This is a genomic window from Nocardia sp. NPDC059229, from assembly GCF_042754165.1.
In the GTDB taxonomy this organism is placed as follows: domain Bacteria; phylum Actinomycetota; class Actinomycetes; order Mycobacteriales; family Mycobacteriaceae; genus Nocardia.
The window spans coordinates 202279-222288 of the sequence record NZ_JBHZAK010000009.1 but is presented as its reverse complement, the minus strand read 5'-3'; the positions used below and the strand labels follow the sequence as shown (position 1 = coordinate 222288).

General features: G+C 67.2%; 13 protein-coding genes, 6 tRNA genes and 1 pseudogene. 6 read left to right on the top strand and 14 right to left on the bottom strand.

The features are described 5' to 3' along the window. Positions 1-10: 10 nt before the first annotated feature. From ACFXHE_RS22075 to ACFXHE_RS22065, 3 genes are all read right to left on the bottom strand, one after another. The gene (locus tag ACFXHE_RS22075; RefSeq protein ID WP_379385730.1) at positions 11-2161 is read right to left on the bottom strand and encodes a 3-hydroxyacyl-CoA dehydrogenase NAD-binding domain-containing protein; all 2151 of its coding nucleotides are present in this window, start codon (positions 2159-2161) and stop codon (positions 11-13) included. A gap of 31 nt (positions 2162-2192) precedes the next feature. Further along, entirely contained in the window at positions 2193-3413 is a 1221-nt protein-coding gene (locus tag ACFXHE_RS22070) for an acetyl-CoA C-acetyltransferase (RefSeq protein WP_379385728.1), read from the bottom strand. A 73-nt stretch (positions 3414-3486) separates the two neighbouring features. Next, entirely contained in the window at positions 3487-5289 is a 1803-nt protein-coding gene (locus tag ACFXHE_RS22065) for an AMP-dependent synthetase/ligase (RefSeq protein WP_379385726.1), read from the bottom strand. Between the two features lie 141 nt (positions 5290-5430). Between ACFXHE_RS22065 and ACFXHE_RS22060 the strand changes: the two genes are divergently transcribed. Continuing rightward, positions 5431-6684, top strand: coding sequence for a PucR family transcriptional regulator (locus ACFXHE_RS22060; protein ID WP_379385724.1), 1254 nt, complete (start codon positions 5431-5433; stop codon positions 6682-6684). Positions 6685-6867: 183 nt separating this feature from the next. Here ACFXHE_RS22060 and ACFXHE_RS22055 read toward each other — a convergent pair. From ACFXHE_RS22055 to ACFXHE_RS22040, 4 genes are all read right to left on the bottom strand, one after another. Further along, positions 6868-6942, bottom strand: a tRNA-Val gene (locus ACFXHE_RS22055). Between the two features lie 15 nt (positions 6943-6957). Next, a tRNA-Gly gene (locus tag ACFXHE_RS22050) sits at positions 6958-7033 on the bottom strand. A 114-nt stretch (positions 7034-7147) separates the two neighbouring features. Next, positions 7148-8020 (bottom strand): DMT family transporter, encoded by an 873-nt coding sequence (locus tag ACFXHE_RS22045; protein ID WP_379385722.1) that lies wholly within the window; start codon positions 8018-8020, stop codon positions 7148-7150. A gap of 91 nt (positions 8021-8111) precedes the next feature. Next, entirely contained in the window at positions 8112-8603 is a 492-nt protein-coding gene (locus ACFXHE_RS22040; protein ID WP_379385720.1) for a MarR family winged helix-turn-helix transcriptional regulator, read from the bottom strand. 77 nt (positions 8604-8680) lie between these two features. On the opposite strand from ACFXHE_RS22040, the gene ACFXHE_RS22035 reads away from it, so the two are divergent. Continuing rightward, positions 8681-9217, top strand: a complete 537-nt coding sequence (locus ACFXHE_RS22035) for a DUF1772 domain-containing protein (RefSeq protein WP_379385718.1) — start codon at positions 8681-8683, stop codon at positions 9215-9217. On the opposite strand, the gene ACFXHE_RS22030 is transcribed toward ACFXHE_RS22035, so the two are convergent. Then, positions 9190-9873 carry a CPBP family intramembrane glutamic endopeptidase gene (locus ACFXHE_RS22030; RefSeq protein WP_379385716.1) on the bottom strand — a complete coding sequence of 228 codons (684 nt, stop codon included), beginning with the start codon at positions 9871-9873 and terminating at the stop codon, positions 9190-9192. The genes ACFXHE_RS22035 and ACFXHE_RS22030 overlap by 28 nt on opposite strands. A gap of 127 nt (positions 9874-10000) precedes the next feature. Between ACFXHE_RS22030 and ACFXHE_RS22025 the strand changes: the two genes are divergently transcribed. Then, on the top strand, positions 10001-11746 hold the full coding sequence (locus ACFXHE_RS22025) for an amidohydrolase family protein (RefSeq protein ID WP_379385714.1): 1746 nt from the start codon (positions 10001-10003) through the stop codon (positions 11744-11746). A gap of 103 nt (positions 11747-11849) precedes the next feature. On the opposite strand, the gene ACFXHE_RS22020 is transcribed toward ACFXHE_RS22025, so the two are convergent. Continuing rightward, positions 11850-12896: a fused (3R)-hydroxyacyl-ACP dehydratase subunits HadA/HadB gene (locus ACFXHE_RS22020; protein ID WP_379385712.1), complete on the bottom strand. Its 1047-nt coding sequence runs from the start codon at positions 12894-12896 to the stop codon at positions 11850-11852. A gap of 343 nt (positions 12897-13239) precedes the next feature. On the opposite strand from ACFXHE_RS22020, the pseudogene ACFXHE_RS22015 reads away from it, so the two are divergent. Then, a pseudogene (locus ACFXHE_RS22015) lies at positions 13240-14015 on the top strand (LysR family transcriptional regulator); the annotation flags it as partial. Between the two features lie 98 nt (positions 14016-14113). Further along, the gene (locus ACFXHE_RS22010) at positions 14114-14431 is read left to right on the top strand and encodes an FUSC family protein (RefSeq protein WP_379385710.1); all 318 of its coding nucleotides are present in this window, start codon (positions 14114-14116) and stop codon (positions 14429-14431) included. 36 nt (positions 14432-14467) lie between these two features. Here the strand turns inward: ACFXHE_RS22010 and ACFXHE_RS22005 are convergent, their stop codons facing one another. The 4 genes from ACFXHE_RS22005 to ACFXHE_RS21990 all read right to left on the bottom strand — a co-directional run bounded on the left by ACFXHE_RS22005 (position 14468) and on the right by ACFXHE_RS21990 (position 17236). Further along, positions 14468-16765 (bottom strand): FdhF/YdeP family oxidoreductase, encoded by a 2298-nt coding sequence (locus ACFXHE_RS22005; protein ID WP_379385708.1) that lies wholly within the window; start codon positions 16763-16765, stop codon positions 14468-14470. Positions 16766-16968: 203 nt separating this feature from the next. Next, positions 16969-17043: transfer RNA gene (locus ACFXHE_RS22000), tRNA-Val, on the bottom strand. Between the two features lie 26 nt (positions 17044-17069). Further along, positions 17070-17140: transfer RNA gene (locus tag ACFXHE_RS21995), tRNA-Cys, on the bottom strand. 23 nt (positions 17141-17163) lie between these two features. Beyond that, a tRNA-Gly gene (locus tag ACFXHE_RS21990) sits at positions 17164-17236 on the bottom strand. Positions 17237-17608: 372 nt separating this feature from the next. Here ACFXHE_RS21990 and ACFXHE_RS21985 point away from each other — a divergent pair. Beyond that, positions 17609-17683: transfer RNA gene (locus tag ACFXHE_RS21985), tRNA-Val, on the top strand. Between the two features lie 164 nt (positions 17684-17847). On the opposite strand, the gene ACFXHE_RS21980 is transcribed toward ACFXHE_RS21985, so the two are convergent. Beyond that, a complete protein-coding gene (locus ACFXHE_RS21980) occupies positions 17848-19866 on the bottom strand; it encodes a serine/threonine-protein kinase (RefSeq protein WP_379385707.1) in 2019 nt (672 codons plus the stop codon). Between the last annotated feature and the right edge of the window lie 144 nt (positions 19867-20010).

The following is a 20010-nucleotide window of genomic DNA, read 5'->3' as shown; positions in this document are numbered from 1 at the left end:
AGTTGGTGATTCAGTGGCCGACGAGGCTGCCGTTCGCGGCGGCGGCCACCACCGAGGCGGGCGGGGAGAATCGAGGGCCGTAGGCGGCGGCGAGTTCGCGGGCCCGGGCGACGAATCCGGCGGGGCCGCCCTGGTAGGTGTTGATGAACGACAGCGCACCGCCGGTTCCGGCCGGGAATCCGCCCATGACCGAACCGACATTGGCCGTGCCCGCGGATTCGACGATGCCCTCCTCGAGGCAGGCGACCACCTCCAACGCCACCCGGAACAGGTAGCGATCGCGCAGATCCTGGAACGGGATGTCCCGGGCAGGTCCGAACGCCTCGCGCAAGCCCGGCCACAGCCCGAGGCGCTTGCCGTCCGCGTAGTCGTAGAAGCCCGCGCCGGCGGCACGGCCCAGGCGCCGGAATTCGTCGACCATGCGGACCACGACGCCCTCGCCCGCGGTGCGGTTGTCCGCGCTACCCGCCGCGGCTTCCCGGTCGGCGATGATCTGCCGGGACAGCGACAGGCTCACCTGGTCGAGCACCAGCAGGGGCTGGGTCAGCATGCCGTTCTGGAGCGCCGCCTGTTCGATGGAGGTGGCGGGCACGCCATCGGCCACCATCTCGCACGCCTCGAATGTGGCCGCCATGAACAGGCGCGTCAGGTAGAAGCCGCGACCGTCGTTGACCACGATCGGTGTTTTGTTGATCATGCGGACGGCGTCCACCGCGCGCGACACCGTTTCCCGGTCGGTCAGAGCACCCTTGACCACCTCGACCATCGGCATCCTGTCCACCGGCGAGGAGAAGTGCATGCCGATGAACGCCTCCGGCCGGGTGACTCCCTCGGCGAGTCCGGTGATCGGAATCTGCGAGGTGTTCGACGCCAGCAGCGCACCGCGGTCGAGGACCGGCTCGACCTGGCCGTAGGTCTTCTTCTTCAGTTCGGGGTCCTCGAACACGGCCTCGATCATCAGATCCGCACCGGCGAGGTCGGCGTCGTCGGCCGTCGGGGTGATGCGGGCGAGCAGATCGTCGGCGCGCTGCTGGGTCCAGCGGCCCTTGGCGACCGCGGCCTCGACCAGGGTGCGAGAGTACGTCTTGCCGTGTTCGGCTGCCTCCAGCGAGATGTCCTTGAGGGCTACGGCCACACCGGCTTTGGCGTATTCGTAGGCGATACCCGCGCCCATCATGCCCGCGCCGATCACCGCCACCTTGGTCGGGCGGAAAGGCGCCGTCCCGGCGGGGCGATCAGTGTTCCGGTTCACCTGCTGCAGGTCGAAGAATGCCTGAATCCCGTTGGCGGTCAGCGGATTCATCGCCAGGTTGACCAGATACCGGGTCTCGATCGTGGACGCTGCGGTGAAGTCGACGAGGCTGCCCTCGACCGCGGCGGCGATCAGGTTGCGTGGGGCCGGCAGATCGGCTCCCTTGAGCTGCTTGCGCACGGTGGCCGCCAGCGCCAACACCTGCTGCGACAGCTCGGCCTCGGTGGCGCGCCCGCCCGGAAGGGTGTGGCCCTTGCGGTCCCACGGTTGTACGGGAGCTGGGTTGGCTGCGATCCACGCCCGCGCGGCGGGCAGCAATTCGGCATCGGTACCGACCACCTCGTCGACCAGCCCGGCCGCGAGCGCCTGGCGCGGGCTGAACTTGGTGCCCTTCAGCAGCACGTTCATCAACGCGCCCGCCAAGCCGAACATGCGCACGGTGCGCACCACGCCGCCCGCGCCGGGAATCACACCGAGGGTCACCTCGGGCAAGCCGATCTGAATTCCCGAACGGTCCACGGCAATTCGGTGGTGTGTGGCCAACGCGAGTTCGAGGCCACCGCCGAGCGCGGTGCCGTTGATTGCGGTCACGACCGGCTTGCCCAGGCGCTCCAGCCGACGCAGCAGAGCCTTCGCCCCGTCGAAGAAGGCGGCGATCTGTACCGCGTCCGCGCTCTGGAACAGTGGCCCGACCTCCTTGAGATCCGCTCCGGCGCTGAAGATTTCCTTGCCGGAGGTGATCACGACACCCGCGTAGGTCTCCCGTTCGGCCTCCAGCCGGTCCACGGTGGCGGCCAGCGACTGCCGGAAGGCGGCATTCCAGGTGTTCGCGGTCTGGGAGGGATCGTCCACAGTCAGCACCACGATGCCGTCCGCACCGAGTTCCCAGCCGATGATGTTCTCGCTCATTGTCTTTCAAGTCCTCTCTGGTGCGGGCGGATCAGCTCAGGCGCTCGACGATGGTGGCGATGCCGATGCCGCCGACCGCGCAGAGCGTGACCATGCCGTAGCGTTTGCCGGTGCGCTCGAGTTCGTCGATGACGGTGCCGAGCAGCATGCCGCCGGTCGCGCCCAGCGGGTGCCCCATGGCGATGGCGCCACCGTTGACGTTGATCTTTTCCACGTCGATGTCGAACTGCCGGGCGAAGGTCAGCACCACGGCCGCGAACGCCTCGTTGACCTCGATCAGGTCGATGTCGTCGATGCTCAGTCCGGCTTTGTCCAACGCCTTGCGGCAGGCCGGGTAGGGACCGGTGAAGCCGATCGACGTATCGGATCCGTGGACCGCGGTGACCACGATCCGGGCGCGCGGGGAGAGCCCGAATTCCGCACCGACGCGCGTGTTTCCGATGGCGAGCAGCGACGCGCCGTCCACGATGCCCGAGGAATTGCCCGCCGTGTGTACGTGTTCGATGCGCTCGAGCTCGTGGTAGCGCTGCAGCGCGACGGCGTCGAAGCCGCCGTGCTCACCGATGGCCGCGAACGCGGGCTTCAGCGCGCCCAGCGACTCCACGGTGGCGTCCGGGCGAACCAGTTCGTCGTGGTCGAGCACGACGACACCGTTGAGGTCCGCGACGGGCACCACGGAATCCTTGAACCGGCCTTCGGCCCACGCTCGGGCGGCGTTCTGGTGCGAGCGCGCGGCGAAGGCGTCGAGATCGGTCCGGCTGAACCCGTACTTGGCGGCCAGCAGATCCGAGGCCGGTCCCTGCGGAATGATCGGAGTGCGCTGGTAGGCATTGGGATCCGAGGCGACGACCATGCCGCCGTCGGAGCCCATTGGCACCCGGGACATGGATTCGACGCCACCGGCGAAGATGAGGTCTTCCCAGCCCGAGGCGATCTTCTGGGCGGCGGTGTTCACCGCTTCGAGTCCCGAAGCGCAGTACCGGTTGAGCTGCACGCCGACCGCGGTCTCGCCCAATCCCGCACGCAGTACCGCCATTTCGGCGATGCCGAAGCCCTGCTCACCGACTGCGCTGACACAGCCCAGGATCACGTCGTCGATCCGGTCCGCGTCGATGCCCTCATTGCGCCGCAGCAGTTCCCGGATCAGGCCGGTGGCGAGCTCAACCGGCGCGATCGTGTACAGCCCACCGGTCGGCTTGCCCAGACCTCGCGGGGTGCGAATCGCGTCGTACACGAATGCTTCTGTCGTCATTGCTCTCTTTCTTCCGTTCTGTCGCTTCGACGCGACGGTTCCTACGATTGGAAATGCCTGAGCGGCAGCGTGTTCAGGTCCGGTCGCGCGTGTAGAGCCCATCGATCTCGCTCGCGTATTTCTCGGCGATAACGGCGCGGCGCAGCTTCATCGTGGGAGTGACCTCGTCGCTGCCGGGTGCCCAGAAGACCGGCAGCACGGTGTAGGCCTTCACCTGCTCGACCCGTGACAGTCGCGCGTTGGCGACGGCTACGGCCTCGTCGAGCCGGCGGCGAACGGCCGGATCGGCCGCCAGCACCGGCGGCGACCCCTCGACGCCGTGCTCGGCGGCGAATACAGCCGCCGCCTCGGGCTCGAGGGTGATCAGCGCGGTCACATATTTGCGCTGATCGCCGATGGCGACCACGGAACCGACCAGCGGGCTCGCCGCACGGATCGCGTTCTCGATATTGGTGGGCGACATGTTCTTGCCCGCGGAATTGATGATCAATTCCTTCTTGCGATCGACGATGCTGACATAACCGTCGGCATCGATGACTCCGATATCGCCGGTGTACACCCAGCCGTCGGCGTCGACGGCCTCGGCGGTGCGGACCGGGTCGTTGCGGTAACCCTTCATCGATCCGGGGGTGCGGACCACCAGTTCACCGTCCTCGAGGCAGCGCACCTCGACCCGGTTCAGCACCATGCCGACGGTGCCGACTCGCTGCGCACCCGGACGATTGGACGTCGCCAGACCGATCTCGGACATACCCCACGCCTCGGCCACCGGAATCCCCAGTGCCAGCAGGAATTCCAGGGTCTTTGGGGTGATCGGCGCGGCACCGGTATAGGCAATACTCATCTGGTCCAGACCGATTCGTTCCCGCAACCGCGCCAACACCAGACGCTCGGCCAGCAGATACCGCAGCCGCAGCGCCACGGAGATCGATCGGCCCGCGAGATCCGCGGCGACCTTGCGCTGGCCGACTTCGAGCGCCCACGCGGCCACCGCACCGCGCCGGCCGGTCTGTTCGGCGAGTGCGGCATGCACCGCCGCCTCGATCTTGTACCAGAGCATCGGCACGGTGATGAACACCGTCGGCCGCACCGTCGGCAGAGCGGCCGCGAGGTTCTTGCTGTCGGCCACCGTGTACACCGCCGCACCGGTGACGGCGGGCATGTAGTGGGCTACCCACCGGTTGATGGCATGCGCATCGGGAAGATAGGACACGACCCGCCCACCGCAACCCGCCGCGAACTCCGGGATCCCCAGCATCGCTTCGGTGCCGAAGACGGCGTTGCGATGCGACATCTCCACGCCCTTCGGCGCCCCGGTGGTGCCGGATGTGTAGATGATGGTGATCGTGTCGTCCGCTCGAACCGCGCGCCACCGGGATTCGAAATCGAACTCGGGATCGCCCAGAGCTTCGAGCTCGGCCAGCGTCATGGTGCCCGCCGGGGCGTCATCGAGGCAGATCACGTGCTCGACCAGGCTGTCTGCCTTGGCCTCGAGCACCCGCGCCAGGAACTGTTTTTCGCACACGACGACACGGTTCGCCGCATTTTCGAACAGGTAGGCGATCTGCGCCGGAGCGTTGGTGTTGTAGACCGAGAAGGGGATCGCGCCGAGGTGGTACGCGGCGGCGTCGATCAGGTGGAACTCGGGCCGGTTGGTGAGCATGAGCGCGACCGTGTCACCGTGCTCGACACCTAGTGCCGCCAGCCCCGCCGCGAGCCGGCGCACGCGAGCACCGTATTCACCCCACGTCAACGCGGTCTTGCCGTCGAGTGTGCGCAGCGCGAGATCTCCGGCTCGAGTCGCGCAGGTGCGCTGGAACAGCTCGCACAGCGACTTCGCCTGCGACAGCTGTGAAGGGGTGTCCGTAGTGCTCATGACGGTCAGTGTGCTGTGGTAGCGGAACTGCACGCTTGTACCGTGAGTCACAAGGCGACCGGCTGCGGTTGTGCCGCCGCGGCAGTCTGTAGTGTGCCACCGCTGCCATCTGTACATCGACGTACGCTCGGGAGAATCGATATGCGTCAACCCCGTGACCTGGTTGCGGAGGCCAGAGCCTGGTTCGAATCGTTCGCCAACCGTGAAGTGGCCGAGCCGGCGTTGACCACCCTGTCCGGACGGATGATCGACGCCATCGCCGCCGACGTGCCCGAGATCGGGTCCGACGTCGCGCTTCGGCAGGAATTGCGGGTCGCGGTGCACGACGGCGTCGGCGCGTACTTCAGCCAGGGCCCGCACGAACGCCCCGGCGATATCCATCTACCCAACGCCGCCAAAGCCCTGGGGCGCGGACTGGCCCGGCGTGGCTATGACATCGCACTGCTGCAACGCTGCTACCGAACCCTGCAACGTATCAGCTGGGCCGAGATCATGACCTCCGCCTGCCGTGAGATCACCGATCCGGAGTTGTTGCCGGTGGTGCTGGATCTACAGTGGGATCACTTGAGCCGCACCATATCCGGTGCTACCGAGCGCGCTGAGATGGCCTTCCTGGACGAGACGCGGCGGCAAGCGAGCAGCGCGCTGACCCGCAGGCGCGAGCTCGTCGAGGCAATCCTGCACGAGGACAGGGTCGATATCGAGCGCAGCACACGGCAACTCGGGCACAACCTCTACATCCAGCAGACCGGACTGATCATCTGGACTCTGGACCGCACCGAGGACGACGTCACGGCGATGCTGGAGACACTGGCAGTCGACATCGCGACCGCCCTCGGCGCTCCACGTCCGCTGATGCTGCCCGCCGGCGGCCGGATGCTCTGGGCCTGGCTGGCCACACCGGAAGTGCCCGACCTCCGGAAGATCGCTCACCTGAAGGCATTTCAGCAGCGTCAACCGATCGTTCAGTTGGCGGCCGGGGTCCCCGCGACCGGAGTGGAAGGATTCCGCGTCAGCCACCAGGAGGCCCTGCGGGCCTACCGGATCGCCGCGGAGACCGAGCCCGCGCCGGTCACCCTGTACCGCGATGTCGAACTCGTCAGCTGTCTGGCCGCCGACATCGCCGCGCTGTCGCGGTTGGTGCGCCGCGAACTGGGCGGCCTCGCAGAGCGGGGCGCGGCCACCGCACGGCTGCGCGATACCGCCCTGGTCTACCTCGAACAAGGCAGCATGGCCAAGGCCGCCGAATCACTGAACGTGCACAAGAACACAGTGCTCTACCGGATGCAGCAGGTCGAGGAATTACTGCCGCAGCCGCTCGACGAACACAGGATGGCCTTGGAGGTCGCTCTCCGGGTAGTGGCCACCCTCGGTGAACGGGTGCTCCCGGAGTGAAAACCGACGGGGTCGAGAAGAAGTTGAATTCGATTCCGGCATCGCGATGATAACCGAGTTGCCGGCCATCGTGACAGATTGCCCGAATCAGCCTATTGGTCAGCATGATTCGGGATGCCAGACCCACGTTGTTCACGACAGCAGAAAGGCCCGGCGGGAACCGGGCCTGATCTGGTCGAACTATGGTGCGCGATACTGGGATTGAACCAGTGACCTCTTCCGTGTCAGGGAAGCGCTCTCCCGCTGAGCTAATCGCGCCGACAAAATCCCCCGTGGAGCGGATGACGGGATTCGAACCCGCGACCCTCACCTTGGCAAGGTGATGCGCTACCAGCTGCGCTACATCCGCGTGCTCACCCGGCCTTGTGGGCCGATCGGCTTGCGGGACAGAACATTAGCCTATGGGTGGGTGGTTAATGCAAATCGCCAGGAAAACGGGGGATTTCGGGCGTGGCGGCGATGGTCAGTCGGTGGCGGGCCGGGGTTCGGGGGCGGGTGCGGCCTGGGCGCGGGAAAGGCGCACCGCCGCAACGCACATGACGACGACCGCCGCGGCGACGAAGGCGGTGCCGACGGGGCCCGAGCGCAGCCGCTCGTCGAGGACGGTCATGCCGAGGAAGGCCGCGCCCAGCGGTTCGGCCACGGTGAAGGCCGGCAGCGAGGCCGACAGTGGGCCGACCTGATAGCCGCGCTGTTGCACGTACAGGCCGAGCATGCCGCACGCGGCCAGGACGTAGAGCTCCCAACTGGTCAGTGCGGTGCCGATGCCGACCCGGAACAGCTCGGTGACATTATCGGTGAGAGCGGCGGAGATGCCGAACAGCAGACCCGCGGCCGTGCCCAGCAGCATGGCTTGCAGGGTCGGCACCCGCACCGTGGTTGCCACCGCGATGCCCGCGACGATCACACCCAGCGTCAACCCCAGCGGCAGCATCCATCGATGCCAGGGCGCGTCGATCACTCCTTCGGTCGGGTCCCCGACCACCAGGAAGCAGGCCAGCGCGATCGACAGCGCCGCCGCCTGCATCCACATGACCGCCGTCACCCGGCGACCGCTGTAGTGTGCGGCCAGCGGCAGCGCGAACACCAGCGCCGTCACCAGGATCGGCTGGACCACCAGCACCGAGCCCAGCGCCAGCGCCGCCACCTGGAACGCGAAACCGCCCGCGTCCCCGATCAAACCCGCCAGCCACCGCGGATTCCGAATCAACTTGGCGACCAGCGCATCCCCTTCGGGCACATCCGCTGCGGCCCGCTGCTGCGCCACCGCCGACACCGCGAACAAGATCGCACCGATGAACGCGCAGACCATCGATGCCACAGGTAGGTTTCCCACCCGGTCAGTCTGCCCGACCAGCCCATGCTGGTCGGTCGCCAGGGGCCCGCTACCAGTGGAATGGGAGGCGGTCGACGGTAGGGCAGCGCCGTCAGCGGTCGATTTCCTCGGCCCAGGCCTGCAGGCCGGCCAGGAAGCCCCGGCGTTCCTCGGCGCCGAGCCGGGACATGGCGCGCAGCAGGGCGTCGGAGCGGCGGTTGATGAAGGTGGCCACGTCGTCGCGGCGGTCGTCGGGGAGCGACAGCAGGGTCCGGCGATTGTCGCCCGGGTCGTTGTGGCGTCGCAGCCAACCGGCCCGATTCAGTTCTCCCGCAAGCTGACTCGCGTTGGTGAGGCTGATGCCGAGGCGACGGGCCAGATCGCTCACGCTGAGGCTGCCCGCGGCCAGCACCTGGGCCAGGACCGCGCCGTGGCGATTGCCCAGCCCGTCCGCCTCGAAGGACGCGCGCAGGGACGAGGGCATATCGCCGTGGGCGCGGCGGAAATGCGTGGCGATGAGCGGCGCCACCGCCTCGAGCTGCCGCTGTTCCTCGGCGCTCACCGGTGCGCCCGCGGTGTCCGCCGCTCGCGGTGAACGAGGCACGAACCCTCCGATCGATGTCGAATTGCTGTCTTGACAGAGTCAGGATACAGGTTCAAAAATCAGAACTGTTCAGAAATATGAACTATCTGCGCACCACTGACCTCTCGAAAGGCTCGCCCATGCGCACCCGCCTGCTCACCGCAGCCGCACTGCTCACCACCGGATACCTGTGCGGCGCATTCGGTTACGGCTTGATCAATGTCGCCCAGGCATTCAAGACCGTCCCCCTGGACGTCCGCTTCGCCTTCCACACCGCCCTCATGAAGGTCAACGGTCCCGTCATGCAATCGGCCATGGCGCTGGCCGCGCTGACCTCACTGCTGCTGGCCGTCTACAGCGGCGGTCTCGTGCGCCGTCTGGCTGCCACCTCGTTCGGCCTCGAGGTGACGAGCTTCGTCATCACGCGATTCGGCAACGTCCCCATCAACGGCAAGATCAAGCAGTGGGCGGTCGGCCCGGTCCCCGCCGACTATGCCCAGCTGCTGCACCGCTGGGAGCTGTTCCACATCGCCCGCACCACGACGGCACTGCTGGCCTTCGTGCTCATCGTCACCGTGGCGGTCTTCGCCCAGCCCGCACCGTCGCGTCAGGCGGTTCTGATGGCCCCCAACTGAATTCGGGCGGCCGGGGCGGCGCCGTGATAGAAGTAGCGCCCCAGCCCGACGGAGAACACCAGCATCCCGTACAGCGCGTGCTCGACCGAGGCGGTGAACAGCGACTGCGTCCGCATGTACCGCGCGGCGAACAACCACCCGCCGACGCTGCTCGCCGCCACCGAGAACCAGCTTCCGAACACGATGTGCACATAGCCGAATGCCGCGGCACTGGCCGCCACCATCGCCCGCCCGTCACCGAACACCGGCTGGTAGCGGTGGAACAGGAACGACCGGAAGATCAACTCTTGCGGATACACGCTCAGAGCGGGATACAGCACCATCACCGCCAGCCAGATCAGCGGATTCCGCCGCGGCAGATCGAACAGATCCTCCCGGCGCAGTACCGCGGTCACGGCGGTCAGCGCCACCGCGTTCGCCCCGGCGGTCACCGCCATCGACCGCGCCTGCTCGGGGAACGCCTCCGCCCGCCACAGCGACCCTCGATCGAATCCCTTCGACCGCCGCAGATACACCGTCACCCCGGTCCCCAGCACCAGCAGCGCCGGAATCGGCGGCTTCCCCCGCAGTACCGCGTTGTAGAGGGTCGTCCCGCCGAAGAACAACGCCACGTACTCGGCAGCCAGATAAACCCGCCGCCACCGCCGAATTCTCATGGGCTCCACCATAATTTCCGGCGCGTGAACGCGCTGATCAGAACCGATTCTCCCGATTCCCACTTCGCTGACGTCATGTCTAGTTAGTCTGTGCAGTGTTAGCGAATCTGGATTGCTAGGACCTCTCGTGAGCTACTCACTCATCATCGGCAACGGCACGATCGTCGACGGGACCGGAGCGGAACCGTATCCGGCCGACATCGCGGTGGAGAACGGACGGATCGCGGCGATCGCCGCGCCCGGGGCGCTCGCGAACGCGGTGGCGCAGAACCGGATCGACGCGACGGGGCTGCTGGTCACCCCGGGCTTCGTGGACATCCACACGCATTACGACGGGCAGATCACCTGGGACCCGCAGCTCACGCCCAGCTGCTGGCACGGCGTGACCACCGTGGTGATGGGGAACTGCGGAGTCGGGTTCGCCCCGGTCACGCCCGAGAAGCGGGAGTGGCTGATCGGGCTGATGGAGGGCGTCGAGGACATTCCGGGCGCGGCGCTGTCGACCGGAATCCGGTGGGATTGGCAGTCTTTTCCGCAATTCCTCGACGCGCTGGACCGGCTGCCGCTGGCCATCGACGTCGGCACGCAGGTGCCGCACGGCGCGGTGCGTGCGTACGTGATGGGGGAGCGGGGCGCGAAGAACGACCCGGCCTCGCCCGAGGACATCGCCATGATGGCCAAACTGGTGCGCGAGGGCATCGAGGCCGGGGCACTGGGCTTTTCGACCTCACGCACGATCGTGCACCGCGCCATCGACGGCGAACCCGTGCCCGGCACCTTCGCCGCCGAGGAGGAACTGTTCGGTATCGGCCAGGCGCTGGCCGACGCGGGCGCGGGCGTGTTCGAACTCGCCCCCGCCGGCATCATGGGCGAAGACCTCGCCGCCCCCGATCGCGAACTGGCCTGGATGCTGCGCCTCGCCGAACAGACCGGCCGCACAGTGAGTTTCGGCCTCCTGCAGCACGACGGCGCACCCGACGACTGGAAACGCCTGCTGGACGCGGCCGCCGCCGCCTTCGACTCCGGAATCCCGGTGCGCCCACAGGTTTCCGCACGGCCACTGGGCCTGCTGATCGGCCTGCAGACCTTCAATCCGTTCTCGTTCCGGCCCTCCTACCAGGCCGCGGTCGAACGCGCGGGCCAGAACCTGGACGCCCTCGTCGCCGAACTCCGCGATCCCGCGCTGCGCGAGACGATCCTGACCGAGGCCGATCTCCCCGACAATCCGATGGCCTTCATCAGCATGGGACTCGACCGCACATTCACCCTCGGCGACCCGCCCGACTACGAACCGGACCCGGAAACCAGCCTGGCCGGCGACGCCGCCCGCGCCGGAGTCGAACCGTTCCACTACATCTACGACCAGCTGCTCTCCCGCGACGGCCGGGCACTGTTCTACCGCCCGCTGCTCAACTACTCCCGCTTCACGCAGGATCCGATCCGCGAGATGCTCCTGCATCCCGCCACCGCGGTGGGTCTCGGCGACGGCGGCGCGCACGTCGGCGCGATCTGCGATGCCTCCAACACCACCTACCTGCTGACCCATTGGGCGCGCGATCGTGCGCGGGGCGAACGCATTCCGCTGCCCCTGGCGATCCGGAAGATGACCTACGACACCGCCCAGATGTACGGCCTGGACGACCGCGGCGTCATCGCCGTCGGTAAGAAGGCCGACCTCAATCTGATCGACTTCGAGGCGCTACGCCTGCTGCCGCCCGCCATGGCCTACGACCTGCCCGGTGGTGCTCGCCGATTGCTACAGCGCGCCGAAGGCTACCGCGCGACCATCGTCTCCGGCGAGGTCGTGCTCCGCGACGGCGAGGACACCGGCGCCCGGCCCGGAGCCCTCATCCGCTCCCAGCGTTCACACTGATTGCCGGACGTGACCGCCGCATTCACCGTTCGACGCCGGGTGAACGCCCTACATCGAGCCCCGGGACTGCCGTTTCGGGTGAAGTGACGCCGGCCGGGCCGGATCAGCTCAGCTGGACCACGGCGGTGGCGCGGCCGAATACCTTGCGGCCCTCGTGCATTGCGGTGATCGCGACCGCGGCGGTGCCGGCCACCGGATCGATCGACTTGACCTTGCCGGTGAATTCGATCGCGGCCGGCCCCTCGCTGCCCACGTAGACCGGATTGCTCATGCGCACACTCAGCCGCTTCAGCGCGCCCGGATCACCCAGCCAGGACGTGACGAAGGCGCCGGCATAGGCCATGGTGAGCATGCCGTGGGCGACCACGCCACGCTCCAGACCCACCATGCGGGCGGCGTCGGGGTGCCAATGGATCGGATTCGCGTCGCCCGCCACCCCCGCGTAGCGGACCAGATCGCCGAGGGTGAGAAGGACTGTGCGACTGGGCAACTGATCGCATTCGCGGAGCGAGCCGACCGCCCGCGAGTGGGTGCTCCGGTACGTGGCCGGCGTGGGGATCCAGTCGACGAGCTCGACCCGTTCGGGCGAATGCCGCACGAACGGGTCCAGGCCGCGGTGCACCAGCGCCCCGATCCGCCGCGCCACCTCCGCGGTCTGTGCCGACCGTTCCGACCGCGAGATCATGCTGGTCGTCCCCGTGACCACCGCCTCGCCCCACTGATCGGTGACGATATTCTCGAACACCAGCATGTCCCCGCCGAACGCCTGCCGGAACGACTGCAGCACCACATTGCTGGTCAATCGATCCCCGACCAGAACCGGCCGATGGAACTCCAGCACCTGATCCGTGTGCACCGAAGCCCGCAGGTCATAACCCTTCAGCAGCTCGCTCACCCCGTGCAGCACCGGGCCGCCCAGCAGCGCCACGAATGTCGGCGAAGCCGGCAATGCCGAATACCCCAGCGCGGCCGCGACCTCGTCATCCCAATGCGCCGCATGCTCGTCCTGAACCGCTGCCGCGAACTCCAGCACCTTCTCGCGCCCGACCTCGTAATACCCGTCCAGCCGGAAGCGCCGCCCCGCCATCTCCCGCGCGTGTTCGATCGCATCGAACCCGTCTCGGGTATCCACGCCGACCCCGGCCTTCATTACCCCACCTCCTCCACGAACCGAAGCGAACGATCTCGAGTCATCGATGTAGGGCAACAGCCGTGTGGTCCAGCGAACCCCGGGTCGATCGAACGTGAGTCGAGCGAAATCCGTAACGGCGTGACAAGGCAGAGTAACCAACTCACGCCCATTTCTGTCGCAGCGACCCCGAAGCGGACAAAGACCCCCGAGTGAGTAGACAGCTCGGCGACGGCGGGGATCCCGGGTCGATGCCCAGCGAGGGAAGCGGGCCTCCGACCGATCACCGCGGCCGGTATCCGCACGGCGGCGGCCCATGAAGCGAATCGCAGGCACCACAGGATCGGCGTGATCGAATAGGGCCATGTTGTTCCGCCAGCTCGAGTATTTCGTCGCGCTCGCGCGGGAGCGTCATTTCGCGCGGGCGGCGGCCGCCTGCTACGTCTCGCAACCGGCGTTGTCGGAGGCGATACGCAAACTGGAGAACGAATTGAAGGTGCCGCTCGTGAAGTGCGGGCGCACCTTCGAGGGGCTGACACCCGAGGGGGAGCGGCTGGTGCTGTGGGCGCGCCGCATCCTGGCCGACCACGATGCGCTCAAACAGGAGGTCACCGCGCTGCGGACCGGTTTGTCCGGCGAGCTGCGGCTGGGTGTCATCCCCGCCTCCGCCGCGACCATCGCGCTGCTCACCGACCCGTTCTGCGCCGCGCATCCGCTGGTGCGGGTCCACGTCGAGACCAGCCTCGCCTCTGCGGATATCGTCGATCGGTTGCGCCGGTTCGAACTCGACGCCGGCGTCATCTACCCCGACGGGCAGGACACCTCCGGACTGACCGTCACGCCCCTGTACCGCGAAGAGCAGGTGCTGCTCGTCGGCGCCGACCTGGTCGCCGAGCGGACGAGCCCCCTCGACTGGATCGACATCGTGGAATTGCCGCTGTGCCTGCTGAATCCCGGAATGCGAGGCCGTCGCTGGTCGATGCCGCCCTTGCCACCCGGAATCTGGTCGCGCACCCGCGTCTCGAAACCGACTCGGTCGCAACCCTTTTCGCGCATGTCACCACCGGTCGCTGGGCCACGGTCATCCCCTCGACGTGGCTGCGCACCGCCGGAGCCCGGGTCGTGCCCCTGCGAGACCCTGCAGAGATACGGCACGCCCACCGACGGTGTGAGCCGGAGTTCGCGCGGGGTGGCGAGGGACGAGCGGACCGACGCTGGCCGCCACCGCGGTCCTGCTGTTGCCGCATCTGCCCGCGGCTCTGCTCGGCGTGCTGGTCTTGCTGCTGCTGTTTCCCACCGAACTGTTCATGGCCCGCAATTACGCTCTCGCACTGGGCTTCTTCACCCCGCTGATCATGGTGATGACCGACCTCGCCGCGCCCGCCGACCCGGTTCAGCTACTGCTCGACCGCGGCACGGACACCATCCTCGGGGTGGGCGCCGGTATCTGCGTGGCCATCGCCACCCGGCCGCGGACGACTCCCGGGCCGTCGCAGCCCGAGCCCCTGGCCGAGGATCGGGGTGGCGTCGCGCCGACGCCCGAACCTCGTCCGTGAGCCGAGTGCCGAAAGCTCTGTTTCCGCGACGCCCGGTCAGCGACCCGAGGCCTCGACCCGTACATTGACGTTCTTCATGATCGGCTGGTCGCTCTGGGTGCTGTAGTCGCCGATCGCGCACAGCACATTCATCTCCGGCATGTACCCGGCCGCGCAACCCCGCGGAATGTCATAGGGAATGACCTTGTAGCCGCTCAGCTTCCGCGTGCTGCCGTCCCGGGCGATGCTGGTGATGTCGACCTCGTCGAACTCGCCGAGCCCACGCTCGCGCATATCGTCGGTGTTCATGAAGATCAGGGTGCGCAGATTCTTGATGCCCCGGTAGCGATCGTTGTCCGAATAGATGGTGGTGTTCCACTGATCGTGTGAGCGCATGGTCGCCAGCGTCAGCACATCCGCGTTCTGTGCCAGTTGCGGCAGCGGGGCCGCGGAGAACTCCGCCCGCCCCGACGGCGTGCGGAAGACGAGTTCGCGTGCGGGCTGGCGGATCCGGAACCCGAGCGGCAACCGCACCCGGCGGTTGAAGTCCTCGAATCCGTCCAGGACGGCGGCCATGGTGTCGCGGATGCGGTCATAGTCGCCGACGTAGTCCTGCCAGGGGGTGCGGCTGTCGGGCAGCGCGGCCCGCGCGATCCCGGCGATGATCGCCGGTTCGGAGAGCAGATGCGGGGACGCGGGCTTCTTCATGCCGGTCGACAGATGCACCATGCTCATCGAGTCCTCCACCGAGCTGGACTGGATCCCGTTGCGCTGCATGTCCTTCTCGGTGCGGCCCAGGCAGGGGAGGATGAGCGCACGGCGTCCGTGCACCAGATGGCTGCGATTGAGTTTGGTGCTGACGTGAACCGTCAACTCGCAGTTGCGCAATGCCTCGAAGGTGTAGGCGGTGTCCGGCGCGGCGAGCGCGAAGTTCCCGCCCATCCCGATGAACACCGTCACCCGCCCGGCCGTCATCGCCTCGATGGTGGCGACCGTGTCCAGGCCGTGCGCGCGCGGCGGCTCGATGCCGCACACCTGGCCGAGCCGATCCAGGAACGCCTCGGTGGGCCGATGGTCGATGCCGCAGGTGCGATTGCCCTGCACATTGCTGTGCCCGCGCACTGGTGACGGACCCGCGCCCTCGCGGCCCAGATTGCCGCGGAGCAGCAGCAGGTTCACGATCTCGCGCACCGTATCGACGCCGTGCTCGTGCTGGGTGACTCCCAGACACCAGCTGACGATGGTGCGGTCGGCGGCACGGTAGATGTCCACCGCCGCACGGATTCGCGCTTCGCTGACTCCGGACAGCTGTTCGATCTCGGCCCACGAGGTGGCCTCGCAGACCGCGCGATAGGCGTCGAACCCGCTGGTGTAGCGGTCGATGAATTCGTGGTCCAGCGCCTTCGGATCCGACTTCGATTGCTCCAGAACGGCTTTGGCCATACCCCGGAGCAGGGCCATATCGCCGCCGATGCGGGGCTGCAGGTTCAGGTTGCTGGTCGGCGTCGCCCGGAAGGTGGCCATCGCGAGGAATTCGTGCGGGATGATCGCCTTGCGCGCCGCGGCTTCGACCAGCGGGTTGATGTGCACGATCCGCGCGCCCCGCTTGTGGGCTTCGACCAGCGCCGTCAGCATGCGCGGCGCGTTCGAGGCCGCGTTGACCCCCAGGATGAACAGCGCGTCCGCCGCTTCCCAATCCTTCAGATCGACTGTGCCCTTGCCGGTTCCGAGCGAGGCCTGCAATGCGCGGCCACTGGCTTCGTGGCACATGTTCGAGCAGTCCGGCAGATTGTTGGTGCCGAGCTCCCGCGCGAGCAGTTGATACAGGAACGTGGCCTCGTTGCCGAGCCGGCCGGAGGTGTAGAACGCCGCCCGATTCGGATCGTCCAGCTCCCGCAGCGCGCGCCCGGCCATCTCGAACGCGTCCGGCCAGGAGATGGGGACGTAGCGGTCGGTATCGGGGTCGTAGCTCATCGGTTCCGTCAGCCGACCCTGGTTCTCCAGGTCGAAATCGCTCCACCCCGACAGCTCCGTGACGGTATGGGCCGCAAAGAATTCGCGCCCGACACGCTTGTGGGTCATCTCCCAGGTGACGTGCTTGATGCCGTTCTCGCAGATGTCGAGATGCAGGCCCTTCATATCGTCGGGCCATGCGCACCCGGGGCAGTCGAAGCCGTCGTTCTCGTGGTTCATCTTCAGGATCGCACGCGGCCCGATGATGGGCTCGCCCTCGCGGGCCAGGAAACCGGTCACGCTCTTGGCCGCACCCCAGCCGGCCGCGGGGTGATGGTAGGGGTGGAAAACGGGTTCGTGCTCGTTGCTCTCGCCGACGCTCTCGGGTGAAACCGTGGCCATCACGTATCCCTTCGACGATCCGATGATCCGACCGGGCCGGGCCCGAAACTGTCCTCATCCTCGCCACTGCTCGCTGATGACGTCCAAGACGCATCAACAAACAAACGATAGATCTCGCCGATCACCGCGCGCGGGCGCCCCGCCGATTTCGCCCGAGACAGCAGAAAGGCCCGGCGTGAGCCGGGCCTGATCTGTATGAAACATGGTGCGCGATACTGGGATTGAACCAGTGACCTCTTCCGTGTCAGGGAAGCGCTCTCCCGCTGAGCTAATCGCGCGGGTCTTCTGCTCTTCAAAAAAGAAGAGGCGGCGACGGGAATCGAACCCGTGTGCACGGCTTTGCAGGCCGTTGCCTCACCACTCGGCCACACCGCCAAGCAGGCCGTGTTGGCCTCTCGAGCGGATGACGGGATTCGAACCCGCGACCCTCACCTTGGCAAGGTGATGCGCTACCAGCTGCGCTACATCCGCATTTCGTCCCGGGCGCCTTTCGGCTGTCCCGCTGACGAGAGAGAACATTAGCCGACGATCTGCGCAGGTAACAAATCGCCTGGTAGGAGGGGGTAAATCTGAACTACAGGCATGTAGTTCCGCCGGTCGTCCGGGGCGGGGAGAACCGGGTGGGCACGAATCGCGATCCATCCCACCGCGCCCGGGCGACGGGCCCGTGTCGCCTCGGCAACGCGCCGGTGAAGCCTCACCCATCACACCGCCCTCAGAAACCTCAGTTTTACGCTGTTGTGCACGCGATTTGGTGTGACAGCGACCGGGTGTGTAATCTTCATTCTCGTTCGAGCGGCACCGCAAACGCCGGTCCGAACAGTCGCCTCGGCGACAGCCCGCGGTTCTATAGCTCAGCGGGAGAGCACTCGCCTCACACGCGAGGGGTCGCTGGTTCGATCCCAGCTAGAACCACCATAAGGGGCCTATTCAAACCGGCGTTCGCCCGCTGGTTCGGGTAGGCCCCTTTCAGCATGTCGAGGACTGCAGCCGCTCAGAATGCCGCGTGCTTGGGCCGCTGGTGCGTCGCGGCGAGGCGGCAGGATCGAGAGCCGTCATGCCGCGGCCCCGGACGCCGGCGTCTACTGAAAGTTCCTTGTGAACCAGTCGACCAATTCCTGTTCGGACTTGGGACGGTTGTAGGGGGAATCGGGCCGGTCGGATAGGAAGCCGATGACGGTATCAGCGCTCTGATCCACAGCGAGGAGCGACGGAGAGGGCTGCCCGGTTGATCGATCGGTGGCGCAGGCGAACCGGCCGACCGTCGTGCCCTTTCGAATCCACGATTGGTCGGGAACCGACGCATCGTCGCAGCCGTGACCGTCGAGCAGGGTCCTGAAGAAATCGAAAACCCGGCTCGCGGCCGCATGGTCGGGAGACTGCGAGAAAGCTGCAAACGGTACACGGGACTCGTTGCCGAAGCAGAAAGCGGCGGCGGTCACATTGCTGGAGGGGGGTTCGACGTGTCGGCAGTACCGTGGGTTGTAGGCGGCGGGGAGTTTGGCGAGCAGCACGCGGTCGGCCGGAGTGTAGAAGTCAGGGTCCGCCGGAGTGGTCTTGAAAAGCGAATTCCCGTCTCCCTTGTCGCGCACCTGATAGGCCAATGCGGCGCTGCCGCCGGCCGACTCGTCGAAGAAGAAAACCGCTATGACGAAGGCCGCCTCGTCTGTTTGGATCAGCGCCGGTGTCGGTGGTGTCGTCGTCCCACGCGTGAAGCAGGCCATCCGCCCGACCTCCCTGCCGGCCTTCGTCACGGGGCCGTCGGGGCCGGGTGGATCGCCCGGACAGCTGCCGGCGTGGAGATCGCGGCTGACGCGGCGGTAGGTCAGGTGTAGTGCATCGGCATTGGGAAACAGATGGAAATCGCCGCTGGCCGAACGGATTTCGGCAATCCCGTCGCATGCGAGATGGGCTTTGTCCCCGTAGGTCCCCGGGTTCTGGTGATGACAAGTGCTGCGGCTGTACGTCGGGGGCAGGATTTTCAGCAGGGTGACATCGTCGTCGGTGAATTCGGCTTTCGCCGGCCCTGTCCTTGGTGGTCCGGACTTGTGGAGCAGCGGCCAGGCGCCGACGGCCGCGGCGGCCACGACCGCGACCGCGGCAGCGGCAGCGGCGATCCAGAGCCGGCGTGGTCGGCGCCTGCCCGCCGGCCCGGCTCGGGCCTCGGGTGTGGAGGTCGCCACAGGTGTGGGACGCGCCGTAACGGTGGGCTCGCCGTCGACTGTGACGGTGGGACTGCCGTCTTCGGCGTCGCTGGGCGAGGATGCCAGTGCGGCGCGGGCGGCGGCGGCAAGTTCGCCGGCGCCGGCGTAGCGCTGATCGGCTGACTTCGCCATGCCGCGAGCAACGACAGCGTCGATCGCGACCGGTACTCCCGGTGCGCGGGTGCTCGGTCGGGGTGGAGGTTCGAATATGTGTGCGTGCATGACAGCGGCATCGCTGCCGTCGTTCGGGTAGGGGTGGGTGCCGGTCAGGCATTCGTGCAATACGCACGCCAGGGCATACACGTCGACGGCCGCCGTGGTCGGGCCGGATTGGAAACGCTCGGGTGCCATGTAGTTGAACGACCCGATCGCCGAACCGGTCTTGGTCAGGCGTTCGTCGGTGTTCGTGTTGGCCAGGCCGAAGTCGACCAGGTAGGCGAACCCGTCGTGGGTGAGCAGGATGTTGTCGGGCTTGACGTCGCGGTGGACCAGGCCTTCGTGGTGTGCGGCGTCGAGCGCGGCGGCGATCTGGCCGATCACCGCGATGACTTGCTCGGGTGGCAGGGGGCCGGCGGTTCTCAGCACGGTGCCCAGGCTTTCGCCGCGCACGAGCCGCATGTCGATGTAGAGCAGCCCGTCGATCTCGCCGTAGTCATGGATAGGGATGACGTGAGGCTCCTGCAGCACTGCGGCGATGTGGGATTCGCGCCGGAACCGGGCCCGATAGACCGGGTCGTCGGCCAGTTGTTCGGGCAGCACTTTCAAGGCAACTACCCGGCCCTTGGTGGTATCGAGCGCCTCGAACACTCTGCCCATTCCGCCGGAACCGATCAACCGCCGCAGCCGATACTTCCCGAACGTCGACCCTGGCGTCAGCGGTAGCCGTGGGCTATTCACGCCCGCCCCGCATGTACTGCAGGTGACCTGCGCAGGTCGGTTGATGCGGCACCGTGCCGGGCGCGATCGGGCATGTGCCCGGCTCCCGGGATCGTCCGATCGGATATCGCATCACCGCACCGACTTCCGGAATTCCCGCCGACG

Excerpts from the sequence above, each read along its gene's own strand:
- ACFXHE_RS22075 (WP_379385730.1), bottom strand. The coding sequence starts at position 2,161 with ATGAGCGAGAACATCATCGGCTGGGAACTCGGTGCGGACGGCATCGTG.
- ACFXHE_RS22070 (WP_379385728.1), bottom strand. The coding sequence starts at position 3,413 with ATGACGACAGAAGCATTCGTGTACGACGCGATTCGCACCCCGCGAGGT.
- ACFXHE_RS22065 (WP_379385726.1), bottom strand. The coding sequence starts at position 5,289 with ATGAGCACTACGGACACCCCTTCACAGCTGTCGCAGGCGAAGTCGCTG.
- ACFXHE_RS22060 (WP_379385724.1), top strand. The coding sequence starts at position 5,431 with ATGCGTCAACCCCGTGACCTGGTTGCGGAGGCCAGAGCCTGGTTCGAA.
- ACFXHE_RS22035 (WP_379385718.1), top strand. The coding sequence starts at position 8,681 with ATGAACTATCTGCGCACCACTGACCTCTCGAAAGGCTCGCCCATGCGC.
- ACFXHE_RS22030 (WP_379385716.1), bottom strand. The coding sequence starts at position 9,873 with ATGAGAATTCGGCGGTGGCGGCGGGTTTATCTGGCTGCCGAGTACGTG.
- ACFXHE_RS22020 (WP_379385712.1), bottom strand. The coding sequence starts at position 12,896 with ATGAAGGCCGGGGTCGGCGTGGATACCCGAGACGGGTTCGATGCGATC.
- ACFXHE_RS22005 (WP_379385708.1), bottom strand. The coding sequence starts at position 16,765 with ATGGCCACGGTTTCACCCGAGAGCGTCGGCGAGAGCAACGAGCACGAA.